15 protein-coding genes and 3 pseudogenes are annotated in these 23,803 nt (G+C 50.1%); 3 read left to right on the top strand and 15 right to left on the bottom strand.

Annotated features, from left to right (window positions below; translation table 11 throughout):
* Positions 1-192: 192 nt before the first annotated feature.
* The 6 genes and pseudogenes from kdpD to LU633_RS01255 form a co-directional block, all read right to left on the bottom strand.
* Complete coding sequence (gene kdpD, locus LU633_RS01280; RefSeq protein ID WP_016191439.1) at positions 193-2,865, bottom strand: two-component system sensor histidine kinase KdpD; 2,673 nt, start codon at positions 2,863-2,865, stop codon at positions 193-195.
* 347 nt (positions 2,866-3,212) lie between these two features.
* Entirely contained in the window at positions 3,213-3,800 is a 588-nt protein-coding gene (gene kdpC, locus LU633_RS01275; RefSeq protein WP_016191440.1) for a potassium-transporting ATPase subunit KdpC, read from the bottom strand.
* 10 nt (positions 3,801-3,810) lie between these two features.
* A complete protein-coding gene (gene kdpB, locus LU633_RS01270; RefSeq protein ID WP_016191441.1) occupies positions 3,811-5,859 on the bottom strand; it encodes a potassium-transporting ATPase subunit KdpB in 2,049 nt (682 codons plus the stop codon).
* A gap of 18 nt (positions 5,860-5,877) precedes the next feature.
* Complete coding sequence (kdpA, locus tag LU633_RS01265) at positions 5,878-7,563, bottom strand: potassium-transporting ATPase subunit KdpA (protein WP_016191442.1); 1,686 nt, start codon at positions 7,561-7,563, stop codon at positions 5,878-5,880.
* Entirely contained in the window at positions 7,563-7,646 is an 84-nt protein-coding gene (gene kdpF / locus LU633_RS01260) for a K(+)-transporting ATPase subunit F (protein ID WP_071994970.1), read from the bottom strand. Before kdpF ends, kdpA begins: the two co-directional genes overlap by 1 nt.
* A 247-nt stretch (positions 7,647-7,893) precedes the next feature.
* Positions 7,894-8,499 (bottom strand): annotated as a pseudogene (locus LU633_RS01255) (IS6 family transposase).
* A 956-nt stretch (positions 8,500-9,455) separates the two neighbouring features.
* Between LU633_RS01255 and LU633_RS01250 the strand changes: the two are divergent.
* A pseudogene (locus LU633_RS01250) lies at positions 9,456-10,152 on the top strand (IS6 family transposase).
* A 144-nt stretch (positions 10,153-10,296) separates the two neighbouring features.
* On the top strand, positions 10,297-11,337 hold the full coding sequence (locus LU633_RS01245; protein WP_046372128.1) for an IS481 family transposase: 1,041 nt from the start codon (positions 10,297-10,299) through the stop codon (positions 11,335-11,337).
* Between the two features lie 259 nt (positions 11,338-11,596).
* Here the strand turns inward: LU633_RS01245 and LU633_RS01240 are convergent, their stop codons facing one another.
* The 4 genes from LU633_RS01240 to LU633_RS01225 all read right to left on the bottom strand — a co-directional run bounded on the left by LU633_RS01240 (position 11,597) and on the right by LU633_RS01225 (position 14,027).
* Complete coding sequence (locus tag LU633_RS01240) at positions 11,597-12,088, bottom strand: type VI secretion system baseplate subunit TssE (protein ID WP_016191443.1); 492 nt, start codon at positions 12,086-12,088, stop codon at positions 11,597-11,599.
* Between the two features lie 11 nt (positions 12,089-12,099).
* A complete protein-coding gene (locus LU633_RS01235; RefSeq protein WP_016191444.1) occupies positions 12,100-12,897 on the bottom strand; it encodes a type VI secretion system accessory protein TagJ in 798 nt (265 codons plus the stop codon).
* An 18-nt stretch (positions 12,898-12,915) separates the two neighbouring features.
* Positions 12,916-13,695, bottom strand: a complete 780-nt coding sequence (locus tag LU633_RS01230) for a TagK domain-containing protein (RefSeq protein ID WP_157275236.1) — start codon at positions 13,693-13,695, stop codon at positions 12,916-12,918.
* Between the two features lie 62 nt (positions 13,696-13,757).
* A complete protein-coding gene (locus tag LU633_RS01225) occupies positions 13,758-14,027 on the bottom strand; it encodes a PAAR domain-containing protein (protein WP_016191446.1) in 270 nt (89 codons plus the stop codon).
* Between the two features lie 167 nt (positions 14,028-14,194).
* Here LU633_RS01225 and LU633_RS26050 point away from each other — a divergent pair, with 167 nt between their 5' ends.
* The gene (locus tag LU633_RS26050) at positions 14,195-14,386 is read left to right on the top strand and encodes a pentapeptide repeat-containing protein (RefSeq protein ID WP_407647020.1); all 192 of its coding nucleotides are present in this window, start codon (positions 14,195-14,197) and stop codon (positions 14,384-14,386) included.
* A gap of 355 nt (positions 14,387-14,741) precedes the next feature.
* Here LU633_RS26050 and LU633_RS01220 read toward each other — a convergent pair.
* The 5 genes and pseudogenes from LU633_RS01220 to tssK all read right to left on the bottom strand — a co-directional run.
* Positions 14,742-16,445: pseudogene (locus LU633_RS01220) on the bottom strand (type VI secretion system Vgr family protein); the annotation flags it as partial.
* Positions 16,446-16,571: 126 nt separating this feature from the next.
* Positions 16,572-17,216, bottom strand: coding sequence for a hypothetical protein (locus LU633_RS01215; RefSeq protein ID WP_052734722.1), 645 nt, complete (start codon positions 17,214-17,216; stop codon positions 16,572-16,574).
* 51 nt (positions 17,217-17,267) lie between these two features.
* The gene (gene tssM, locus LU633_RS01210; protein ID WP_016191449.1) at positions 17,268-21,077 is read right to left on the bottom strand and encodes a type VI secretion system membrane subunit TssM; all 3,810 of its coding nucleotides are present in this window, start codon (positions 21,075-21,077) and stop codon (positions 17,268-17,270) included.
* Positions 21,078-21,088: 11 nt separating this feature from the next.
* On the bottom strand, positions 21,089-22,456 hold the full coding sequence (gene tssL, locus LU633_RS01205) for a type VI secretion system protein TssL, long form (RefSeq protein ID WP_016191450.1): 1,368 nt from the start codon (positions 22,454-22,456) through the stop codon (positions 21,089-21,091).
* Complete coding sequence (tssK, locus tag LU633_RS01200; RefSeq protein ID WP_016191451.1) at positions 22,456-23,802, bottom strand: type VI secretion system baseplate subunit TssK; 1,347 nt, start codon at positions 23,800-23,802, stop codon at positions 22,456-22,458. The genes tssL and tssK overlap by 1 nt, the downstream gene beginning before the upstream one ends.
* Position 23,803: the final 1 nt, after the last annotated feature.

Below are 23,803 nucleotides of genomic sequence, written 5' to 3'. Positions count from 1 at the left end.
CCGGAGCGCATGCCGCGCTGCGGCTTTTTTGGCACGCGGTCTCCCGGCGTAACCAGAAGGGTTCACGTCACCTCCTTCATCAGCAGCATGATGGCAAAATGTGCGTCGCCTTACGGCCAGTGGCGACGCAGACCTCGTCGGGGCTTCTTTTGCCCGTAATCTTTCGCCGTACCCGAACGAACCAGCCCGGCACTACTGATATTCTGCAAGCTGCGGAGCCTCTTTCATCGGCAGCGTGATGACAAAACGTGCACCGCCTTCAGGCCGATTTTCAGCATGAATTCTACCCTCGTGGATATCGATAATCGCCTGACAAATAGCCAGCCCCAGCCCCACGCCCGGTACGGCAGATTCTTTACTGCCACGGGAGAACTTCTCAAAAATTTGCTCTGTCTGACCGTCGGCAATACCCGGTCCATCGTCCCACACAGCGATCGTCAGCCACTGGCGGGATACCACACGGGCGCTAATGCCGATAGTCGCCTGGGGTCCGGCATATTTCAGGGCATTTTCCACCAGATTGGTCAGCACCCGCTCCATCAACGGCCCATCAACGTGGATCAGCAGCATTTCAGCCGGAAGATCCATTACAACACTGCGCGCCTTTAGCGACGGAGCCATCATTTTCAGCGTGCTGCCAACCAACTCATCCAGCGCCATCCACTCCGCCCGCAGGCTAAAGCCCCCGGACTGTAATCGCGCCATATCGAGCAAATTATTGACCAGCCGGACGGTATTAAGCGTTTGTTCACGCATTGCACTGGCCTGAGGCGCATGTACTGAACCCTCGCTGGCTAAATCCAGCGTCAGAATCTCCGCCTGACCAAACAGCACGGTGAGCGGCGTACGCAAATCATGGGAAAGTGCGGAAAGTAACGCATTGCGCAGCTGCTCGCGCTCGGCAGCAAGCCGGGACACCGCCTCACGCTGGCTCAGGCCAATGCGCTCCAGCGCATTGGCAATCAGCACGGTGAAGGTTTCCACCAACCGCTGCTGTTCCGGGATCATCAGCTGACGCAGATTTAATGGCTCCAGCACCAGCAGCCCCAGCGTTTCACTCCCCGCTTTCAGCGGCAGAATCTGCCAGGGCACACCGGGCAGGGTGTCAGTTCCGGCTCCGGCAGGCTGGCCTTTATCGAAGCTCCAGCGGGCAATTGCCCGGTCGGGCACTGCACTAAGGCGAGATTCTCCCACGGTGATCAGCTCACCCTCGCTGTCCGTCAACAACAATTCACTTCTCGCCTGCAGGGTGGCATCAAGACTGCGTGGCAGCGTCTGGGCAATATCCTGCTGGCTCAACGCCCGGCTAAGGGTTTTTGCCATTTCGTACAAATGTCGCACGCGCTGCTCACGATAGCGCGCTACCCTCGCCTGGTAACGTACACCAGCGGTAAGATTACCGACAATAACGCCCACGGCCAGCATCACGCCGAAGGTGACCAGATACTGCACATCCGACACGGCAATGGTGCCGGTAGGCGTAACGAAAAACAGATCAAACGCCACGATATTCAGCACCGTGGCCACCACCGATGGCCAGCGGCCATAGCACAGCGCCACCACCACCACCGCCAACAGATAGACCATCACCAGGTTGACCGAATCCACACCGGGCAACAGCCAGCGCCCCGCCAGCGTGACCAGCGCGCAAAGCAGCAGGGCTGCCGCACCGCCTTTAAGCTGTGGACGCCATTTTTCCCCCGGCAATCGGCTCACTGACGCGGTACTGGCGGATGCGGGAAGCGGTTCATCCAACGCGACAATCACCAGGTCGAGATCCGGGCCCAGTTGCCCCAGACGCCGCGCGAAGCCATCATGTTTCCAGCGGCGCACCGGACGGCGGCCAATGATAATTTTGCCCAGATTGTGCTCACGCGCATAACGCAGCACCGCATCGGCCTCGTGGGGGTCGGAAAGGGTGGCGGTTTCTGCACCAAGATCCTGCGCCATTTGCAACGTGCGCAAAATGCCGCGCCGCCGTGCTTCCGAGAGCCGGTGCAGTCTGGGGGTTTCGACATACACCGCGTGCCACACGCTATCGAGACGCGCCGCAAGGCGAGCGGCGGTTCGCACCAGCTTTTCACTGCCGCGGTTGTCGCCAATACACAATAAAATCGCATCCCGCGTATGCCAGACCTTTTCACGCCCCTGACTGTCGCGCCAGGCACGCATCTGGTCATCAACGCGATCGGCGGTGCGCCGCAGCGCCAGCTCACGCAGGGCGAACAGATTGCCTTTACGGAAGAAATTTTCGATGGCGCGTTCGGCCCGGTCGCCAATGTACACCTTGCCTTCTTTCAGGCGCTGGCGCAGATCGTCAGCGGGCAAATCCACCAGCACGACCTCATCGGCAGCGTCAAAGAAAGGATCGGGTACCGTTTCCCGCACGCGAATGCCGGTGACGCCCCCTACCACGTCGTTCAGGCTTTCCAGATGCTGGACGTTAACGGTGGTCATCACATTAATGCCCGCATCCAGCAGTTCCTGAATATCCTGCCAGCGTTTAGGATGCCGCGAGCCTGGCGCATTGCTGTGCGCCAGTTCATCCATCAGGATCACCGCCGGATTGCGGGCAAGGGCCGCGTCCAGATCGAATTCAGGGTGACAATGCTGCCCTGTCGCGCGTCGCGGCAGAACGGTCAGCCCTTCCAGCAGCGCCGCCGTTTCCTCACGCCCGTGCGTTTCCACCACGCCGACCAACACCTCAAGCCCCTGGGCGCGCAGACGCCGGGCTTCCTGCAACATTGCCCAGGTTTTACCCACTCCGGCACAGGCACCAAAATAGATTTTTAGCTTGCCCCGCCCGCTTTCGTCAGCCTGTTGCAGCAGGGCATCCGGGTCAGGACGCTGGAGTTCATCATTCATAAGTAAACGGTAATCCTTACAGTGGGGAGACGGAGCACCCAGCGATTCACAGGATGCCAGACAAAAAACGTCAGGCACATCTCAGGGCAATATTAATGCAGTACGGGTGGAACATTGTCCACCCGTACTGACTTTGGTCGTATTGCCTGAGCCTTCACGGTGCCAGAGGACTTTACGCCATTAACCGCCGTTCCACCCGCAACGCCGCCTCAGCCAGACGCTGGCGGCAAACGCCATAGCAGGCTTTATAATGTTAATCGCCATTCTGACCGTATCGCCGCTGTGATATGGCCTCAGCCAAGACGATGCGGCAAGCGCCCTGTCAGGCTTTGCGCCGTTCCCGCTCCTTAGGGCATTGCATTAGTCTTACGTAACGCATCCAGCGCCATATTGAGCTTAACGACGTTAACCGTCTGTTCACCGATAAAATCGGGTACTGGCGTTACGGTGTTTTCATCAATAAGCCGTTCGACATCAGCTATCGGCAGCTTACGCGCATCGGCTACGCGCGGAGCCTGCCACAAGGCGGCCTCAGGTGAAATCTGCGGATCGAGACCGCTGCCGGACGCAGTGACCAGGTCCACCGGTACGACGCGCGCTGCCTGCGGGTTGGCCTGACGCAATGCGGCTACCCGTGCACTTACCGCCTGATCCAGCGCGGGGTTGGTACCGCCAAGGTTGCTGCCTGAAGAGGCCAGCGGTTTATAGGGGGCGTCACTGGTAGCAGAGGGTCTTCCCTGAAAATAATCAGCACGGCTAAAATTCTGACCAATCAGCGCGGAAGCTCGCGGCTTGCCGTCAATCTTGAGCAGCGAACCATTCGCCTGCGCCGGGAACCACCATTGCGCCAGCGCGGTGGTCACTAAAGGATAAATCAGACCGGTAATGACGGAGAGCAACAGCAGCAGGATCGCTGCGGGGCGTAACTGACTCATGATGTTTTCCTCAGAACCAACCGGTAACGGTCAGCAGTATGTCGATAATCTTGATCCCGGCGAACGGCACCAGCAGACCGCCAAAACCATAGATCCACAGGTTGCGTCGTAACAGTGCCGCTGCGCTCAGTGGCCGATAACTTACCCCCTTCAGCGCCAGAGGGATCAGGAATACAATCACCAGTGCGTTGAAGATTACCGCCGACAGAATGGCGGAATCAGGCGAATGCAGACGCATCACGTTTAGCGCGTTGAGCTGCGGATAGGTCACCGCAAAGGCTGCCGGAATAATGGCAAAGTATTTGGCCACATCGTTGGCAATACTGAAGGTGGTCAGCGAGCCACGCGTCATCAGCATCTGTTTACCGATGTGAACCACTTCCAGCAGTTTGGTGGGGTTGGAATCAAGATCCACCATGTTTCCCGCCTCTTTTGCAGCCTGCGTACCGGAGTTCATCGCCACCGCCACGTCGGCCTGCGCCAGTGCGGGGGCGTCGTTGGTACCGTCACCGGTCATTGCCACCAGCCGTCCTTCTGCCTGGTACTGACGGATCAGCGCCAATTTGGCCTCCGGCGTGGCCTCAGAGAGAAAGTCATCCACGCCCGCTTCGGCAGCAATGGCGGCGGCGGTGAGCGGGTTATCCCCGGTGATCATAATGGTTTTAATGCCCATTTTGCGCAGTTCAGCAAAGCGCTCTTTGATCCCACCTTTAACGATGTCTTTCAGCGCAACCACGCCCATCACTGTTGCGCCTTCACACACCACCAGCGGCGTACCGCCCGCACGAGCAACCTCCTCTACCAGCTGGTTCACTTTCGACGGGAACTGGCCGCCGTTACTGTCAATGTGGCGTCGAACGGCATCTACCGCCCCTTTGCGCACTACACGATCCTGCACGTTGACGCCACTCATGCGAGTTTGCGCAGAGAACGGAATGAAGGTGGCGCCCATGCTGTGCAGATCCCGCTCGCGCAGTTTAAACCTTTGTTTCGCCAGCACCACGATGCTGCGCCCTTCCGGCGTTTCATCCGCCAGCGAAGCCAGCTGTGCCACATCGGCCAGTTGCTTCTCGCTGACGCCCGGCGCGGGCAGAAACTGGGTTGCCTGGCGGTTGCCAAGGGTAATGGTGCCGGTTTTATCCAGCATCAGCACATCCACGTCCCCCGCCGCTTCTACCGCACGGCCGCTGGTGGCAATGACGTTTGCACCAAGCATGCGGCTCATCCCGGCGACGCCGATAGCGGAGAGCAGGCCACCAATGGTAGTCGGAATCAGACATACTAACAGCGCGACCAGCACCGTGATGCTGACCGCATTACCGCCCCAGGCCGAGAATGGCCACAGGGTGGCGGTGGCCAGCAGGAAGACGATTGTTAACGCCACCAACAGGATGGTCAGGGCTATTTCATTAGGCGTTTTACGGCGCTTCGCCCCTTCCACCATCGCAATCATTCGATCAAGAAAGGTTTCACCCGGATTAACGCTGCACTGGACAACCAGCCAGTCAGAGAGAATACGCGTGCCGCCCGTAACTGAAGCAAAGTCGCCGCCTGACTCACGGATTACCGGCGCAGATTCCCCGGTAATGGCACTTTCATCCACCGAGGCACCACCTTCCAGCACTTCGCCATCGCAGGGAATAATGTCGCCCGCCTCCACCAGCACTACATCCCCTTTACGCAGCGAATCCGCCGCCACCTGCTGGTGTGAACTACCATACTGTGGTGCGCTCATTTTTTTAGCGTAGCTGGTTTTCTGCACGCCCTTCAGGCTGTTGGCCTGGGCTTTGCTGCGCCCTTCTGCCAGCGCTTCAGCAAAGTTGGCAAACAGCACGGTAAACCACAGCCACAGCGAAATTGCCGCAGTGAAACCTGCACTGCCCGGTGTTTTACCCATCACCATCGCGATTGCCAGCCCCGTGGTCAGCACACTGCCCAGCCACACCACAAACATCACCGGGTTGCGGAACTGCACGCGTGGACTGAGTTTTTTCAGCGCATCGCTGGCAGCGGTCCGCATTAGCGCGCCATCAAACAGCGCCTGTTGATTACGACTCATGATTCTTTTCTCCGGCGATTAATGACCGAACATTTGCAGATGTTCTGCCACCGGCCCAAGGGCCAGAGCAGGAATAAACGTCAATGCACCCACCAGCAGCACGGTACCAATAAGCAGCGCGATAAACAGCACGCCATGCGTGGGTAAGGTGCCACTGCTGACTGGCTGAATTTTTTTCACCGCCAGCGAGCCGGCAATCGCCATCACCGGGATGATGATACCAAAGCGGCCTACCAACATGCAGAACGCCAGCAGCAGGTTCCAGAACGGCGTATTCGCGCTCAGGCCAGCAAAGGCGCTACCGTTGTTGTTAGCTGCCGAGGAAACAGCGTAAAGCACCTCGCTGAAACCATGAATGCCAGGATTGGCCATTCCGCTGCGTCCGGCATCGGTCATCATCGCCAGCGCGGTACCCAACAGCACCAGCGTCGGCGTAACAAGAATGCCCAGCGCGGTCATTTTCATTTCCCACACGTCAATCTTTTTCCCAAGATACTCCGGTGTGCGGCCAATCATCAGCCCGGCAATAAATACCGCCAGCAGTACGAACAGCAACATGCCGTACAGACCTGCTCCCACTCCGCCAAATACCACCTCACCAATCTGCATTAACCACATCGGCATCATACCACCCAGTGCGGTAAAGGAATCATGCATGGCGTTGACCGCGCCGCATGAAGCGGCCGTGGTGATCACCGCAAACAGGCTGGAGTTGAGGATGCCAAAGCGTGTTTCTTTTCCTTCCATGTTGCTGGCACTGTCCGCGCCCAGCGCGAGGAAATGAGGATTACCTTTCAACTCGGCCCACATCACCACAGCGACAGCTGCGATAAACATCAGCGACATCGCCCACAGCAAAGCATGGCCCTGACGGCGATCTTTGACGACGTCACCAAAGGCGAAGCACAGTGCGGCTGGGATTAGGAAAATAGCCAGCATCTGCACAACGTTGCTCAGTGCAGTCGGGTTCTCAAAGGGATGCGCCGAGTTAACGTTAAAGAATCCGCCACCGTTCGTGCCCAGCATTTTAATTGCTTCCTGCGAGGCAACCGGCCCCATTGGCAGCGTCTGTTTCGCCCCTTCCAGGGTGTTGATATCGAGATAGCCCGAAAAGTTTTGCAGCGAACCCTGACTGACGAAAAACAGGGCAATCAGCAGCGAGAGCGGAAGCAGCACGTAGAGTGTGATGCGGGTCATGTCACGCCAGGCGTTCCCCAAGGTACCCAGTGACCAGTTAGCAAAACCACGGATCAGGGCAAAGGCGACGGCGATGCCGGTCGCGGCAGAGAGAAAGTTCTGTACCGTCAGGCCCACCATCTGGCTGAAATAGCTCAGGGTACTTTCGCCCGCATAGGACTGCCAGTCGGTGTTGCTGACAAAGCTGACTGCGGTGTTCAACGCCAGGTGCCAGCTAAGGCTGGGAAGGTGCTGGGGATTCAGCGGAAGGCTGCCCTGAACCATCAGCATCACCATAAGCAGTACGATTCCACCAGCGTTAAAGAACAGAATCGCCAGCAGGTAACGCCGCCAGTCCATTTGCTGCTTCTCCACGCCGCTGATGCGCCAGAGAAGCCGCTCAACACCTGCTACACCCGGCAGCGGCCGATCATCAATCAGTCGGGTCAGACCGCTCCCCAGTGGTTTAGCAAGGATCAGCAGAATCGCCATATAGCTGGCGATTAACATAAATGCGGAGGCGGCCATCAGAATGCCTCCGCATTAATCAGGGCATATACCAGATAGCCCAACAGCAGAAACACCAGCACAATGCCGGCAATTAAGGCCATGCTCACAACACACCTCCGAGGGCGTTTCAGAATGAAGTACATTGTTGCCAGAGGGGCGCAAAGTTGATGTAAAAAAGCCAGGGAAGGGTATAAAAAAAATATAAAAATGGCGGCGTATAAGAAGATAAACTGGCCGTACGAAGGTGCATTGCAAAGCAGCCGGTGGACTGGCGTCAGTTCAGGTGGTAAGCAGAGGGCTCTGTCGCGTTAACGGAGTGAAGATGATGAAATCTGCGCTGCCTGTTTTTCAGGCAGCCAGCAGATAAAATGGTTCTGCAGGCGACAATCTTTCGCCAACTGGATGATGAAGCTGTCCTTTACGGATCATGTTTACCAGTTCAATACCCGCAAGTATGGTCTGTGCCCGCCGGAATGATTTGAATCCCGGCATCGCACGCGTCCGTCGTTTGATGTTCCGGTGAGCCTGCCCCACAAGGTTGTTCAGATATTTTTTCTGCCTGATAGTGATACTTTCCTGAACGGCCTTAAGAAAGAAACACAGTGCTGCGGCGGCATCCCGTCTGGCAGTCAGCAGGAAATCAATGCTCTGTCCTGTAATATCGACGGCCTGCTACAGGTATTTCCACTGCCCTCTGACTCTGATGTAGGTTTCGTCCATTCACCAGCGGCGACCCGTCGGGCGTTCAGGCAGTCGGAACGCCTTATCCAGCACCGGCACCAGGCGGATGACCCGGCGGTGAAGCGTGGAGTGATCAACAATAATGCCCCGCTCAACCATCATCTCTTCGAGGTCGCGCAGGCTGAGTGAGTACGCCAGGTACCAGCGGACACACCGGGCGATAACATCAGTGGGGTAATGGAGGCGTCGGAAAGATTTTCGGATCAGGGACATAGTCGGCAACATTATAAAAAAACAGCATGTTACCTGACCCCGGCTTAATGCGACAGAACCATTAATAATAGGGTTATCAGCACATTCAAAACCAAGGCAACTAACCAATGTTTTTTCACCACTTCGTGGCCAAACATTGGTAAATCATGTCAACCAAACACTTATTGATAAAAAAACGACGAACATCACAGAAAAAAATATATCTTTCCAGATGATATTGCCTTTAGCTAACTTCTATTAACTAACAGGAATGCCATCGATTTTGTTACGAATAGCATCTGCATGCTTACATGCAATGAAAAGGAAAAGATTTAATGAGAAAATTATTATCAAATGAATTAAATGTTACCTCAGGCGCTAACGGTCACTCTAATTATGAAGGGGGGTCGATTTCTAATTCAAAAAAAATAGTGGGAATTATAGCGGCGTCGATTCATGCGGGGCGGGAATATTCGGCGGTTTAGTAGCTGGTTCGCCAGGAGGACCAGTAGGCATGGCCGCTGGTGTTATTGGGGGGATGATTGCCGGACAATGCACCACAGATAGCTTCAGTAGTGGTAGTAGGAACGGGAATGGCGGTAGTAGTAGAGGGCAATCTGGTTCTAATAACTATGGTGCTCAGTGTACCTGGTAAGCTTTAATAAAATCGGACAGCAGGTAAGCTTGATGAAAGTTTTTTCCTATTTCTTAGTATAATTAATTCTATTCATCACTGGATTTACATTACTCGATGGAGCTCGAGTTCTTGATGTGAATACAACATCAAGATTTGAATCCATTTCTAGGTTTCTTGTTATGATTATCGTACTAATCGCCATAACTCGATGGGGAACAAAAGCTTATAAATGATTGACGAATAAAAAGTAAAACAACATAAATGAGGAGGGATTTCGGTTGATTCTGTCGCATTAAGCCGGGGTCAGGTAACATGCTGTTTTTTTATAATGTTGCCGACTATGTCCCTGATCCGAAAATCTTTCCGACGCCTCCATTACCCCACTGATGTTATCGCCCGGTGTGTCCGCTGGTACCTGGCGTACTCACTCAGCCTGCGCGACCTCGAAGAGATGATGGTTGAGCGGGGCATTATTGTTGATCACTCCACGCTTCACCGCCGGGTCATCCGCCTGGTGCCGGTGCTGGATAAGGCGTTCCGACTGCCTGAACGCCCGACGGGTCGCCGCTGGTGAATGGACGAAACCTACATCAGAGTCAGAGGGCAGTGGAAATACCTGTAGCAGACCGTCGATATTACAGGGCAGAGCATTGATTTCCTGCTGACTGCCAGACGGGATGCCGCCGCAGCACTGTGTTTCTTTCGTAAGGCCGTTCGCCACCACGGTGAGCCGGAAATGGTAACCATCGATAAAAGTTGGTGCCAGTACGGCAGCGCGGACCACACTCAATGCCGACAAACCCGCAGAGGAAAGTATCACTATCAGGCAGAACAAATATCTGAACAACCTTGTGGAGCAGGCTCACCGGAACATCAAACGACGGACGCGGGCGATGCCGGGATTCAAATCATTCAGGCGGGCACAGACCATACTTGCGGGTATTGAACTGGTAAACATGATCCGTAAAGGACAGCTTCATCATCCAGTTGGCGAAAGATTGTCGTCTGCAGAACCATTTTATCTGCTGGCTGCCTGAAAAACAGGCAGCGCAGATTTCATCATCTTCACTCCGTTAACGTGTATTAGTCGCGACTTGATCTGACACTGGACCTTGAAAGGTTGAGAGTTACCGGTTTTGATATGGGTGTCTAATCCTTAAACAAAACGCGAGGTAACTCTCATGCTTCATACTAACAATCCCATCATCAAACACAAAGCCGGCCTGCTCAATCTCGCCGAAGAACTCGGTAACGTATCAAAAGCCTGCAAGATCATGGGCGTGTCACGCGACACGTTTTACCGTTATCAGGAACTGGCTGCTGAAGGCGGCATCGATGCGCTGATTAACCAGAACCGCCGCGTCCCCAACCTGAAGAACCGCGCCGACGAAGCCACTGAACGCGCTGTTGTTGAATATGCCGTTGAGTTCCCGGCCCACGGGCAACACCGGACCAGTAATGAGCTGCGTAAAAAAGGCGTGTTTATCTCCGGTAGCGGCGTGCGCTCCATCTGGCAACGGCACGACCTGGAGAACTTCCGTAAACGCCTGAAGGCACTTGAGGAAAAGGTCGCCAGAGAAGGCATCGTGCTTACCGACGCTCAAATCGCAGCGCTGGAGAAGAAGGCCCACGATGACGAGGCCAGCGGAGAAATCGAAACTGCTCACCCGGGTTATCTCGGGTCGCAGGACACCTTCTACGTGGGCAATCTGAAAGGTGTGGGTCGTATCTACCAGCAGACGTTCGTGGATACGTACTCGAAAGTGGCACACTGCAAGCTGTATACGAGTAAAACGCCGATCACCGCCGCAGACCTGCTCAATGATCGCGTACTGCCGTTCTACGAGGCTCAGGGACTGCCGATGCTGAGGATCCTGACCGACAGGGGAACGGAGTACTGTGGTAAGGTGGAGCAGCATGATTACCAGCTGTATCTGGCCATCAACGATATCGACCATACAAAAACGAAGGCGATGTCTCCGCAGACGAACGGCATCTGCGAGCGCTTCCATAAAACTATTTTGCAGGATTTTTATCAGGTTACGTTCCGTAAGAAGTTATACGAAGACCTGGAGAGCCTGCAAACGGATCTGGACAACGGGTTGTGGCATTACAATAATGAGCGAACTCATCAGGGAAAAATGTGCTGCGGGCGTACGCCAATGGCCACGTTACTTGATGGTAAACGAGTCTGGGCAGAAAAAAATCTGAACCAGATGTAATCTGACAGACACCTGTATAAATAACCGGTAACTGTCAGATCAGGTCTGAGCTAGTACAGTTAACGCGACAGAGTCGTTTAATCCGCCAGGCCATTTGGGAAAATAATCAGGCTTCCAGATAGTTTCATACCGATCAATCCAGTTGCATGGGATAGCGAGACTGACAGTTTTGGACAGCAGCGCAGCGACTCCTGAGTTCTGCTAATAAAAAACGCATAACCACTGCCCTGCATGGATGCAAAGGGGCGGTCAACCGCCCTCAACCACTTTTTAAATCAACTTTCGCCGTTTCAACATCGTATGCTGCATTAATACAGAGATCGATAGGATGGGGATGCCATTCAATCAACCCCCGGATCTCAAAAAGCACGATGCCGTTTTTCCCCAGCAGATCGTTATCACTTAGTGGACGCACCAGCAATGACTCAGGAATAATCCGCGGTTCAAAACGAAGCAGTGCATTTCGGATGCTTTTTTCGATAATACCCCAGCTTTTATGACTGGCATATTTTCCTGAAAAAGGCGCGATACCGAAATTCATAACCGATTCGCAAGCTGCCTTATGGCGATGCTCATCCAGTCTGTCTTCTATATTTGTATTATTAAGCAAACAGGCAATATCTTTTTGTACGAAGGCACGCATTGCCCTGGCATCAAAATAAAATGCATCAAAACTTTCTTGCCGCTTATTGGGTTCATCATCCAGCAGCCGTTCAAACAAAGTCGGCAGGAAATGCTGAGGTTTTTCCATTGCCTGCTCCGCTATGCAAATTTAATTTCCGTCACTTCCAGTAATGAAAACTCTCCGCGATCGGTGATCAGCATTTTCCTTCCCACGCCGGTGGAGAAAATATCGGAATGCTGTGACCACTCCGTAATCATCCCCAATTTTACATTCTGTTCAGCTTCGGAAGAAACAGGGTATCGGGCCGGGACATAACCATAATAAATTTCGTTATTGACGTTGATATGAGCAGGCGCCCATATCAGGTCCAGAATGCGCGTAGGTTGCGGCACATTTAATGTCTGGATAGCCGAGAAAGGAACCTGACGATAGCCACCTGCACTGATAAACTCACAGGCTGGCCCAATTCGACCGTCACCGTCGGCTATCCAGCTAAATGCGCCCGTCATTTCCCCTCCCCCTGCACTTTCAGGCGCTATTTCAAAGGCCTGCGCCCGCAGCGCTTCTGACAGCTTTTCGTCTTTTTGCGCATGCGCCTGATTCGCCTGTTGCAATAATGTCATCCACTCAGGAGAAGCTTCATCCAGCAATCCGGCAGTACGCTCTCCCGCCAGCACATTCTCCCTGACCAGTTCGCTGAATATCAAATTCTTATACAGTTCTGAATCTTTTTGTGAATGGTCATCCATCAGCTCAATCGTCTGAAGCTGCATGAGTGCCTTTTCCCACAATCCTTCGATGCAATAGAGTTTGAATAAGGTCTTGCGCTGTTCGATATCTTCCGGGTTTGTTTTCACCCGAGACAGAGCGCTCGCAAGAATATCACCCAAAGATGAAGATTTTAATAGTTCAGCTAATGAATTTACATCGGACATTTTTTCTTCCCTGATTAATTAATAAAGGCTGTCCAGCCCTGTTTTGTATAAGTCATGAAAAACCAGCTCCGGTACAAGCTTTTTCTCTTTCGATGAAATATTTTCAGGTGCCAGTGATTTCAGAATATCTATTTTTTCATCATCAACTAACAGTTCATCACTATAATCCATCGTATTTATCTCTTTCCAGACTTCATGAAAAAGAGAAGGAGCATGAACAATGCATTCGGTCATTGTTTTGGTTTTCATCTCATCTCTGATCAGTTCAAAATAAGGATCTTCGTTAAAAAACTTATTTTGATTCTCTGCTTTTTCGTCAAAAAAACGCCTGCTCTGCTCTCCCCATATCAGAAACTTTTTGTATTCAACCTCAAGCTTTTTGAGTATATCGACGTCTGACTCTGAACCCTCCTCGCTGAAGTAACGGAGATCGCCCGTATAATGACCGCCATTTGGCAAAATATCCTCTACTTCTGGCACAATTAAGTCAGCTTTTTCTTTCTCAGAATGTACACCAAACAAATTGTGAAGCAGCCCGTCATCATCGACGGCTTCATTATTTAATTCCACCAGAAAAGTGAAATGCCCCAGCTGCAGTGAGACACCAAAAAGAAGCGGGTGCTTCTGGCCCCAGTTGATATCAGTATCATCAATCCGGCAAATAAGCGCTTTACAATTGTTGAGAATGACCGGGCCACTGGCAGTATTGTAGAAATAAACAACCTCCTCATTAATAGCAGGTGTATGTGGCCCAAACGTTCCCTGTTCAACGCTAAAACAAACCGCATTTTCAACCATGCAGGAATTGTCCAGTTGAAACACTCGCTGGTTATCGGGCCAGGTCATTAACAGTCGCATATTCAGTTACCAATAAAAACATCGCCGGAACCGCTCACGATCGGCGCACCACAGCCGGTGATATCCCCCAATCTTGCAGCGGGAAAACCGTTAATAAATACCGTTCCCGAGCCGCAGGCAACGGGTGCAGCCCCATGCAATAAGGCGCATGGGGCAATACTTAACCCTACTGTAGCCGCCGACAGACCATTGATAAAAACGTTACCCGATCCACTTACCAGTGCTCCTCCATGGCCTGTTGCATCCCCTAATCTGGCAGCACTCTGTGACATACTTTTACTCCCTTTTACTGAAAGAAAATTGATAAGGATCTCTGCTGATGCAATGGCATGGCCTGCTAACCTTGTTCCATTGCAATCAGCATTTTCACTGGCTCTCAACAGCAAGATAAGAAGCTAGTCTTCCTCTCCCCAATCTCCACCACTGCCGGAGGGCGGAGTTGGCTCAGGCGGAGTTGGCTCGGGCGGAGTTGGCTCGGGCGGAGTTGGCTCGGGCGGAGTTGGCTCGGGCGGAGTTGGCTCGGGCGGAGTTGGCTCGGGCGGAGTTGGCTCAGGCGGAGTTGGCTCGGGCGGAGTTGGCTTTGGCGGCTTTGGCTTTGGAAAGGGCGGCAGGGGTAATGCAAGACCGATAAAACCAAAAGCAGACAGTCCCGGCAAACCTGTTACCGCACCGCCGCCGCCGCCGCCGCCGCCGCCGCCGCCGCCGTTACAGCCATCACCCGGATTCAAGTCAATCTGGCCAGCCTGCAGAACAATATGATTGGCATTCAGCTTTATTTTTGGCGCAGTGATAACCATTTCTCCGCCTGCGGTCATCACGAATGGCCCACCCACAGTCATGGTATGCGGGCCACCAATGGCATTTGTATGAGGCCCGCCGACAGCCAGGTTATATGCACCGCCGACATTCTCTGCCATCGCTCCGCCCACCGCCACAGTATAAGCGCCACCTACATTAACCGCTTTTACTGCACCGACAACATCCGATTGCGAGCCGCCGACTGTAATGCCAAGACCCGCACCTACAAGAAGGCTTTGATTACGAATCACATTGGTTGTGTCATCGGCGCCCACAAAGGTGCTTCTGGAGGACCCCACTTTTGTGTTCAGATTCTCACCAATAACCTGATCCTCATTGCGCTTGGTCAGACGCGACATATCACGCTCGGCCTGTTCCCAGTAATACTCCTGGCCGGGTTTATCTTCAAACTGGATGCCGTTGAAGTTAGTGCGACCACCGCCAACCGTGCGACTAACCAGACCACTTTGCGTGGCATTTTCCGGAAGATCCCAAGGCGGCATGGTGACGTTATTGTAGAGACTACCCAATACCAGAGGGCGGTCCGGATCACCATTAATAAAATCAACAATAACTTCGTGGCCAACACGCGGAATGCATATACCACCAAAATTATTACCCGCCCACGGCTGACTGACGCGGATCCAGCAGGAATCCGTTTCGCGATTCACACCATAGCGATCCCACAAAAAACGAACCTTAATGCGGCCATAAGAGTCAGTCCATATATCTTCCCCTGCCGGCCCCACCACCACCGCCGTTTGCGGCCCACTGGTTTTAGGACGGGTAGCCAGCCGGGGGTGGCGATAAATTTTGGATGTGGGCTGGACGCTAAATTTATTCTTGTAGCTGAATTCTCCGATGCCAGTAAGCTGGCCAACCTCACTAATTTCCAGCCGACTGGAAATCACCATATATTCACGATTTGCTTTTTCCACAGGGTAACCCTGCAACTCGAAAACGATGCCACAGGCGACTCCACGCAGTTCACCTTCTCCGGTCGCGCGGGACCCTGCCGCCCCACGTTCTTCAATACGGATTTTGGCCAACTGCTCACCGATAGTGGGCTGATCGTAATCGCCAGGCCAATGGTAAACCTCCATTTCATTGAAGCTGGTATTTCTGGGTTTACTGTCAATGGCGGAGATATCAGCACGTGATTTGGTAAAGTCGTAATCATTGGTATACCACTTTCCGGGGACGATCGTTTCCTGCGAGACAAAACTGCTGATATATTCCTCATCGCTCTTAGGGGCATACGGCATATACTGAATAATATGGTACGCCTCGCTGGCAGATTTCTTATGCGCACCCACATGATCGACCAGCACCAGTTTGTGTTTCTGGCCTTCATGCTCATAAAACCAGTAGATCCCCCATTCTTCCATCAGGCGCTCAATGAAATTAAAATCCGTTTCGCCATATTGCACCTGAAAATCCAGCGAGGGGTAAGTAGCCGTAAGCCGTTTTTCGACCGGAAAATTATATTCTGAGAGTACCTCTTCAATAATTTCTACCGTGTTCTTTTGCTGGAATATCTTGAAATCTGATGTCAGCTCGGTCAGATAAAGCCAGGGTCTGATGATAATTTCAAAAATAGCCTGATTCGCATCCCGACCGACGAAACGAGCCTGCTGCACAAGGCCAGAAATTTCACGGGTTCCTTTTCCCGTTCCCATTATTTCGGTAAGCCCGTTACCATCAAGTTCGATAGTGACGGTCATTTCCTTCCCAATCATCGCTTTAATATCAACATTCGAGGCTGATTGCCAGGGAATAAGCGTATTAGAGGGCGTTTTTACCGTGAGCGTGTACGTATATAATGTTGAAAAAGCTTCTTCACCTTCCAGTGTTGTGAGCACTAAAGCTGGCTCACCGAGCAATTGAGGCATTGCCGGACTACTTAAAGTAATAGTCCTGGACCCAGGAGGCAGTATCGAATTGCTTAAAATTGTTGCCATATTAATTACCTGCTAAATTCATATTTAATTAACAGCCAACCCGCGGCTTCCTTGCGCTTACAATAAAATCGTTTGTGAATCAATTATTCGTCCATACCTGCTTTGTCTCCACAGCCATATTTTGCCTTCTGTCCGAATGCAGCCCGGCCAGTTTGTCCAGGGCATAATGTCAACGCCACTATCACAGGTTATTTTTCCTTCATCTTTTCCCTCAAAAGAAAGTAATAACTCCGAACGATTCCTGAACCTGAACTGCTCATTTATCAGAAGCTTTTCCCAAAAAGGTGAGAATGAACGTTCCAGTGTTTTTACCCATTCTCTCAGATCAGTTCTGGTGCCAGTCACAATGTGTTCTTTCTGATAACTATGAAGTATTCTGGAAAGCCAGAATGCAAGGTGAAGATTTGACTTCATATTCTCACACAAAACCGAATATGAAATATGGATGTGTAATGCAAAAACAGTTTTCATCTCCCGATGACTCACGACAGGCAATAGAGCACCAAAGCAAAAACCGTCTTTATTAGCGGGCATAACAAAACACCAGGGATAATTTATCGGCAAATTCTGCCCCGACAATGTCGGCGTAATCTTTGGGATAATATCATTTAATAATGCATCCGCTATTTTTTGTTTTTTTTGAAATCGCTGCCACAGTCGTCTCTTTTTAACCGTGTCGGTTAACGATATACACACATCCATGTTTTCTATCCTGCTAAAAGTAACGATAAGTGTTCAGTCTTTCTGGACGCATCATGGACAATTGAAATTTTTTAGTAGATCAATAATCAACTCATTTTTATAAGTCAACCCAGTGACTTCTACTTTTACCTGGCGATTATTCATATCAAATATAAGAACAGGCTGACCTGTGTCTGACGTTTCAATATCCTCAACGGTGTCCAGCCAGCGCATCAACGCCCAAGGCCCTTTTTTTGTCACCCCATTGTCTTCTAATGTAATGCGAGGTTTTAAACTCATGCTGACAATGGATTCAGAGCGTTTTCCAGGCCAGTTAAACGATTTTGGCATCACCGGCCCGTGGGCATAAGTCATTATGTTACCGTCAAAGTTTAGCGTTAACTGGCTAACCGTCGGTGACATATAAGGTATTGCCACCGTATAGTTGACCGCCAGTTTATTGTTACCATTCTGAAAAAAAGCTTTTTGAATTTGCTGCGTCAGTTCAAAAATTCCCAGTCCTTCTGACGATGAGACATCAACGTTTCTTTCATAACGCCAGGGTCTGGTTGAGGTATCAACCTTATCCGCCAGGTTCTTCATAAAGTAATCATCAACAATGCCACCTACTGCAAAAAATTGCTCGAAATCACGCAGACTGACTTCCTCTGTAGTGTCCACAAAAGGATATCGTCCCTGCAAAGTCGTACGGCACACTTCACCAAGACTCGCAGCAATGGTCTTATTGGCATTACTGACAACCTGATAATTGACTCGCTTGTAGGCACCGGTCAATAAAGGAGCGATAATATATTTAAAAGGATCCGGCCATACCGCAGACTCAGCACTCAGACGCTGGCCAATATCAGAAACCTCAGGTAAATTACCCTGTTGAATGGCACTGTCAGAGATAACCAGTTGCGTATATTGCTCGTTCAGCACATCAATGATTGTCGCCAATCGGGTTCCTGAAGCCGATCTGCCGACAGCGTCTGCTTCTCCACCTACAAATTCGCGAAGCGAAGCGAAGTAGTCATCAACACCTCGCCTGAGTATTATTTTTTCCTGCGCCGCCAGCGCCAGGTTTACTTTTGACGCGGCATCAATTAACTGATTATTGGCAATAATATTCTGGCCTTTAAGCAAATTTTCCAGCTGCTCTGCTGCCAGTGTTGTCTCCTTGACCGCCACTTTAGCCAGATTAATCAAGGGTGAATTACTGGAAACCAACTTGCGCATCATGTAGATATCAAAAGAAAGTCCCATGCTTTGGTTGTCCAGCCCATCCGATCTCAGTCGAATACTCTGCAAAAATTTTTGCCAGGTTTGGGTGTACTCCTGGAGATACAGCCTGGTCAGCGTGTCTTTTGTTGGGTCCACAATACCCGCGGTCGGATCTGCACGTAACATTTTAAGGGATGCGGCAGATGCCGTGTTTCCCATTATCCATCGATCTTCATCATCAAGTTTTTTTAAAACACTGCTCAGTTTTTTTTTAAAAATCTGGTGATAGCCATTATAAGTAAACAGACCCGGCACCCCTTTTTCCAACATAGTGGAATCAGTTGAAGTAAAAATCTGCCCAGCCTGCTCATCAGTTATTTTATTTAACGTAAGATTATCAGGCGCATCAGCCTGCATTGCCGATTTTACTCGTTCATATAAACGCACACTGTGGGGGTTACGATTGAGTAATTCCCGGGCATCGGTAAGCAGCGTTTTATCTACCTCTTCGCCATATTCTCGCCAGGATGGCTGGCTAAACAGATTTCTCAGGTGAGCCATAAACAAACTTCTTTCCTGATAGGGCTGTATTTTTCCGCTACTGTCCCAGGCATCGGTAACATGGGTGATCACATAATCCAGATTGAATTGTCCCTGACCTGAAATCATCAGATAAAGCTTGAGTTTGTTATAAACCTCTGCCGGTTGAGCATCGTCAACCGCCGTTCTCAGTGCATTATGTGAATCACTTTCAATCATTGGAAAGAGTAATTTTCTGAGAAAGAAGTGATATAAACCATCAGCATTCCGATCCATTTCCTTGCCGACATAAAGACCATAACGGTAGTCTAAATCCGGCTCCTGGATATTCAGGTTACTAAACTCAGGCAAATACTGTGCGAGATTCAATAAAACCGGCAACATCGTTTGATTTGTCGTTTTTAAGAATGATTGCACATTATTTTCCAGTTTGCCGACTTTGATATCAATCGCATCCAGATAAGCGCCATTATTATGATAGCTCTCATAAAAACCATTAAGTAACAGCGCGCCAACCATAAGACACAAGCAATGACCAAAGAAGTTCTGGAACCGATATTTCGATACCACGCGAAGATTATGCCTTACAAGGGTGGCATCTTTAACAATGACCTCAGAAAAAAGCTCGCGGAGAAAATACTGACGTCCATAAGAAATATCTTTTATCAAAAACTCGGTATCTTTCTGAACTGAAGCTGACCATGCAAGATGCTCGCGGCTTTGATTGGTGATAAAATTTCGCCATTTCTGAATCAGCGTACAGTTATTTATCATCACGCTATTTTGTGGCTGATGGCTACTACTGAAATAAACCCCACGCATAGACGTGTGGCTTTGACTTTCATCATAGCGCGAGACAAAAAATATGTTTTGCAATATTTCAATCACTGCCTGGTTCAGTAATCTGAAATCCTGGGGCAAGGCATACATTTTCTTTCTGTCGCCATTTTCATATTCTTCCTGCTGACGCATCGTCATATTCCTTTCGATACGATTCTCAAGCAAGGAGAGTTCAGACTCGACCAGCGTCCGTAATTCTGCCACGGCAGTTTTCATGTTATCGCCATAGGGAAACGTGACGCCCCAAATTTGTTCCCGCTCCTGTTCAGTCAGAATACGGAAATATTCGGCAAATCCATGTAGCTGATCCAACTTGGTCACCAGCACGTACACCGGAAAATGCACCCCAAGCGACTTACGCGTATCGTCAAGGCATGAACGAATTTTTGATGAAATATCGTAAAGTTCTGCTTTGTTTCGCCCCATGATGTCAGAGACAGAAACGGTAACGATGACGCCATTAAGCGCTTTTACCGGGCGATATTTTCTAATAGATTTTAACAGCCCTTTCCATTCGGATAATTCACCGTGAGCTTCATCAATATATTTTCCAGCGGTATCAATAAATAATGCCTGATTAGCGAACCAGCATTCACAATTCTCAGTGGATGCATTCTCTTTACATACGCGACTCAGCTGCTCTGGCCGGGGAAAACTTTGCCCGGAGTTCAAAATTGCTGATGTTTTTCCTGCACCTTTGGCTCCAATGACCATGTACCATGGAAGATCGTTGAGTGATTTTTTTGGCTGGAAGAGACGCCGGATAAGAGGAGCATTTTTGTTAGTTTTCTTTATATAATCGACCGCATCACGTATTACAGCATTGATTTCATGTACCTGTTCTTCGGGCTTATGCTCTTTACTGCTGAAGAAGGTATCAAGTAACTTTGGGTTATTCCTTAACGCCAATAATAATTTCCAGACACCATATATAATTGCAAGGAAAAATATAGCACCAATAACAATTAACCGGGCCATCATATCTGCCAATGGATAGCCATCCCCTATAAATATATAGGGGCCAATTACCCAGACAATTCCGCATACCGTAGCAACCACGATAAGAAAAAATGGCGCATTAAACCAAAGTGCCACCAGGCAGAGTAACGCAATCAGTATAAAGATAACGCGAGACTCTATGCTTTCAAGAGGACGCGTTTCGCCAAAGCCAAGAAAAGGCCCAATAAACCAGATTGCAGCAATAAGAAGTGCGAAGAAAGTAATGACCATCAACGCTTTAGTGAAACGCCGTGAGAAAAGTCTATTCAAATAAAACATTAGTTAACTCATTAATAAGTCACAAAAAATTCCACACGCCTGTTTTGCGCACGTCCCTGATTATCTTTGTTACTACTGACAGGTTGAGTATCCCCAACACCTTCAGATATGATTTTTTTCGGTTCGATACCTTCCGCAATGAAATAGCGTGCAACCCAGGCAGCACGTTTTTCAGACAGCGTTTTATTATCAGGAAATGCTTTTGTTCTAACGGGTATCGAATCGGTATGACCAACAATCACTACCTTGCCGTTTACGCGATGAACCTCTTTGGCAATGCGTTTTAGCAGTGGCTCCATATCGGGAAGAACCTTTTCCGATCCTGACAGAAAAATTGAATCACCGCGAATGACAACTTTACTTTGAGCCTGAGTTTCATCAACGCTAACCAGCTCTCTTTTTATTTCTTCTTTCAACAGAATAGCAAGCCTTAATCTGGAAACAGCTGGTTGCTTAATGATGTTTATCCGCTGCATGGCATATATTCTTTGCTGCAGATTAATCTCATGTCTTGACAGCCAGTATTTACACCAGATATAGGTTGATATCACCAAAACGCTGGTAAGTAAAAACGTTACGCGAATGGGTATAATCAAACGCTCTTTTTTAACTTTATCCCGAGTGGCCTGTCCATGGGGTGAAAGTGCCGCAGGCATCGAATCTTTTGTACTTTGAATAATTGTCAGCAAACGCTGACGAATTTTGGTCAGCTGTCGGTCACCATCCTCAAGAATACTGTAACGCCCTTCAAATCCCAATCCCAGAATACGTAATAAGATTTCGAGCACATCAACGTATTCATGAGGATTCATCGAGAGACGCCCTACCAGCAGAAAGAATTTATTGCCGCCGTCGTTATCCCCTTCAAAATGGTTAAGAATATTACTTTGCGACCAGCCCCACTGTGCACCCCATGAGGTAGTTAATGCTGCTTCATCTAATGCCGTACATATGCAATAGCGTACTATAGCCATCTTCTTCCATGAGATTTCAACCTCATCGCATACCACGCTAAACAAATTAATTTCATTTTTGAGAATTTCTTTCAGCACATCAGGCTGCTCTGAAGACGACATAGCCCCAGGCATATCACTTAATACACGTAATAACGGTTGTACCGCTTCTAATAACGGATTTTCAGCTGCTTTAACCTTTAATACACGTTGTTGAACACCATCACTTTTCAATAAATTTTTATTTTTGCCAATATTTCCTGTTTTGACATTATCTATATTTGCCATTGCTACATTATCAGGCGCGTCATAACCAGCCTGATCATCAAGCAAAAACTTACCCAGTGCCTGCGACGTCAACGTTTCTTCGGGTGCTGACGTCAGGTCGGGAAAATCGGTACCCCCTGGCTGGCCTGCTTCGCTCATTAGTTTCTGACTCCCCACAGCTCCATCTTCAGTTCCGGAAAGTCACCCGCGACATGAAGAGCCAACGCACCAGTTCCAGAAATCTTATCCCAAAAAGGCCCGCTTTTAAGTAGGTCAAAATAGACATATCCCGACTGGTAAGGGATTTGCCGTGGCGGAACAGGCAATGCCTGTAGAACCAGACCAGGCAGGTGAGAACGGACCAGTTCATGCAACTGCTGTGGTGCACTGATTTTGGTCTGTGCAGAAAATTGCTGTTGCAAAACATCCATTGGCAGTTGGGCATTTACGGCAAGAACCAGATTAGAGAAAGTGCGTAGTTCGCCCGGTAAGACTGAAGCAGACCAGACGCCGTTGCCTTTCGCGTGCAGCGTAATGAGCTGACCCGCTCTGACCAGAATCTGATTAAGTAAGTCATGTAATTCTTCAACCAGTGGACGAATTGACTGATAGAGCCTTGCGTGATCATAACCTGGTGCACTTTTGGGTCTGCGCGTCTTAGTACGAATAAACGTTGATAATTCTCCGGAAAACTTCGCCAGCTCCTGATAAAGCATAATGGGAGGAAGCTCAGGAATGTTTCTTAGATGGTCCAGTACGGGCTCATATTTGTTGAAGATCTGCAAAAGTAAATAATCAACAACTTCCGCGCTGCTGCTTGCTTTACCATCACTGCTTGATAAGCGCTCCGCCAGCATCTCCGCACGCATCTTCACCAGGCCATTAAGGTGGGTCAGCCATTCGGTCAACAGACGATTAGCCGCGTAACCGGTGACCGGCGGAATATAATCTTCAACATGGAGTAGCACACTGCCATCAGGCTGAATCGCCTTGACCCTGGCCAATGGTAATCCTATCCAGGACTCCGTCATTTCACTTTCAGCGACCAGCTTCAGGCGCAGGCTGGCCAACTGAACGGGTTTAGATCCCTGACAAATTGAATTGGTATCGCTTAACTCTGTTTCAAATGCAGAAAAGCGGGCGAGAGAGCCGTAGTCACCGGAATCGAATATCGTTTCATCTCTATTATCCAGTCGTAATGGCACTGCCAGATAAATTATCTTCCCTAAATGATCCGGACTGATATTTAGAGGCTCAGGAAGGTCAGCATGGTCTGGAATATCAAACGGCGTACCATCGGGCAGTACACCTCTTCCAGAACGTAACACGAGTTTTCCGTAAGATAGCGCCTCAAAATCTATATCATAATGTGCATATCCCCAGAAAAAAGGGGTTATCGTCGCAGCGCGTTTATGCGCATAATATTCTAAATACCGTTCCTGCTGCTGAAAGAGCTGAGGTCGCAGAAAAAGGCCTTCACTCCATACGACTTTATTTGTTCTCATC

Source organism: Erwinia tracheiphila, assembly GCF_021365465.1.
Lineage (GTDB): Bacteria > Pseudomonadota > Gammaproteobacteria > Enterobacterales > Enterobacteriaceae > Erwinia > Erwinia tracheiphila.
The sequence above is the reverse complement of the archived record's forward strand: the minus strand, read 5'-3'. Positions and strand labels throughout refer to the sequence as shown.

Excerpts from the sequence above, each read along its gene's own strand:
- kdpA (WP_016191442.1), bottom strand. The coding sequence starts at position 7,563 with ATGGCCGCCTCCGCATTTATGTTAATCGCCAGCTATATGGCGATTCTG.
- LU633_RS01240 (WP_016191443.1), bottom strand. The coding sequence starts at position 12,088 with ATGGAAAAACCTCAGCATTTCCTGCCGACTTTGTTTGAACGGCTGCTG.
- kdpB (WP_016191441.1), bottom strand. The coding sequence starts at position 5,859 with ATGAGTCGTAATCAACAGGCGCTGTTTGATGGCGCGCTAATGCGGACC.
- LU633_RS01245 (WP_046372128.1), top strand. The coding sequence starts at position 10,297 with ATGCTTCATACTAACAATCCCATCATCAAACACAAAGCCGGCCTGCTC.
- kdpD (WP_016191439.1), bottom strand. The coding sequence starts at position 2,865 with ATGAATGATGAACTCCAGCGTCCTGACCCGGATGCCCTGCTGCAACAG.
- LU633_RS01230 (WP_157275236.1), bottom strand. The coding sequence starts at position 13,695 with ATGGTTGAAAATGCGGTTTGTTTTAGCGTTGAACAGGGAACGTTTGGG.
- tssM (WP_016191449.1), bottom strand. The coding sequence starts at position 21,077 with ATGTTTTATTTGAATAGACTTTTCTCACGGCGTTTCACTAAAGCGTTG.
- kdpF (WP_071994970.1), bottom strand. The coding sequence starts at position 7,646 with ATGGCCTTAATTGCCGGCATTGTGCTGGTGTTTCTGCTGTTGGGCTAT.
- LU633_RS01215 (WP_052734722.1), bottom strand. The coding sequence starts at position 17,216 with ATGGATGTGTGTATATCGTTAACCGACACGGTTAAAAAGAGACGACTG.
- LU633_RS01235 (WP_016191444.1), bottom strand. The coding sequence starts at position 12,897 with ATGTCCGATGTAAATTCATTAGCTGAACTATTAAAATCTTCATCTTTG.
- LU633_RS01225 (WP_016191446.1), bottom strand. The coding sequence starts at position 14,027 with ATGTCACAGAGTGCTGCCAGATTAGGGGATGCAACAGGCCATGGAGGA.
- tssK (WP_016191451.1), bottom strand. The coding sequence starts at position 23,802 with ATGAGAACAAATAAAGTCGTATGGAGTGAAGGCCTTTTTCTGCGACCT.
- kdpC (WP_016191440.1), bottom strand. The coding sequence starts at position 3,800 with ATGAGTCAGTTACGCCCCGCAGCGATCCTGCTGCTGTTGCTCTCCGTC.
- tssL (WP_016191450.1), bottom strand. The coding sequence starts at position 22,456 with ATGAGCGAAGCAGGCCAGCCAGGGGGTACCGATTTTCCCGACCTGACG.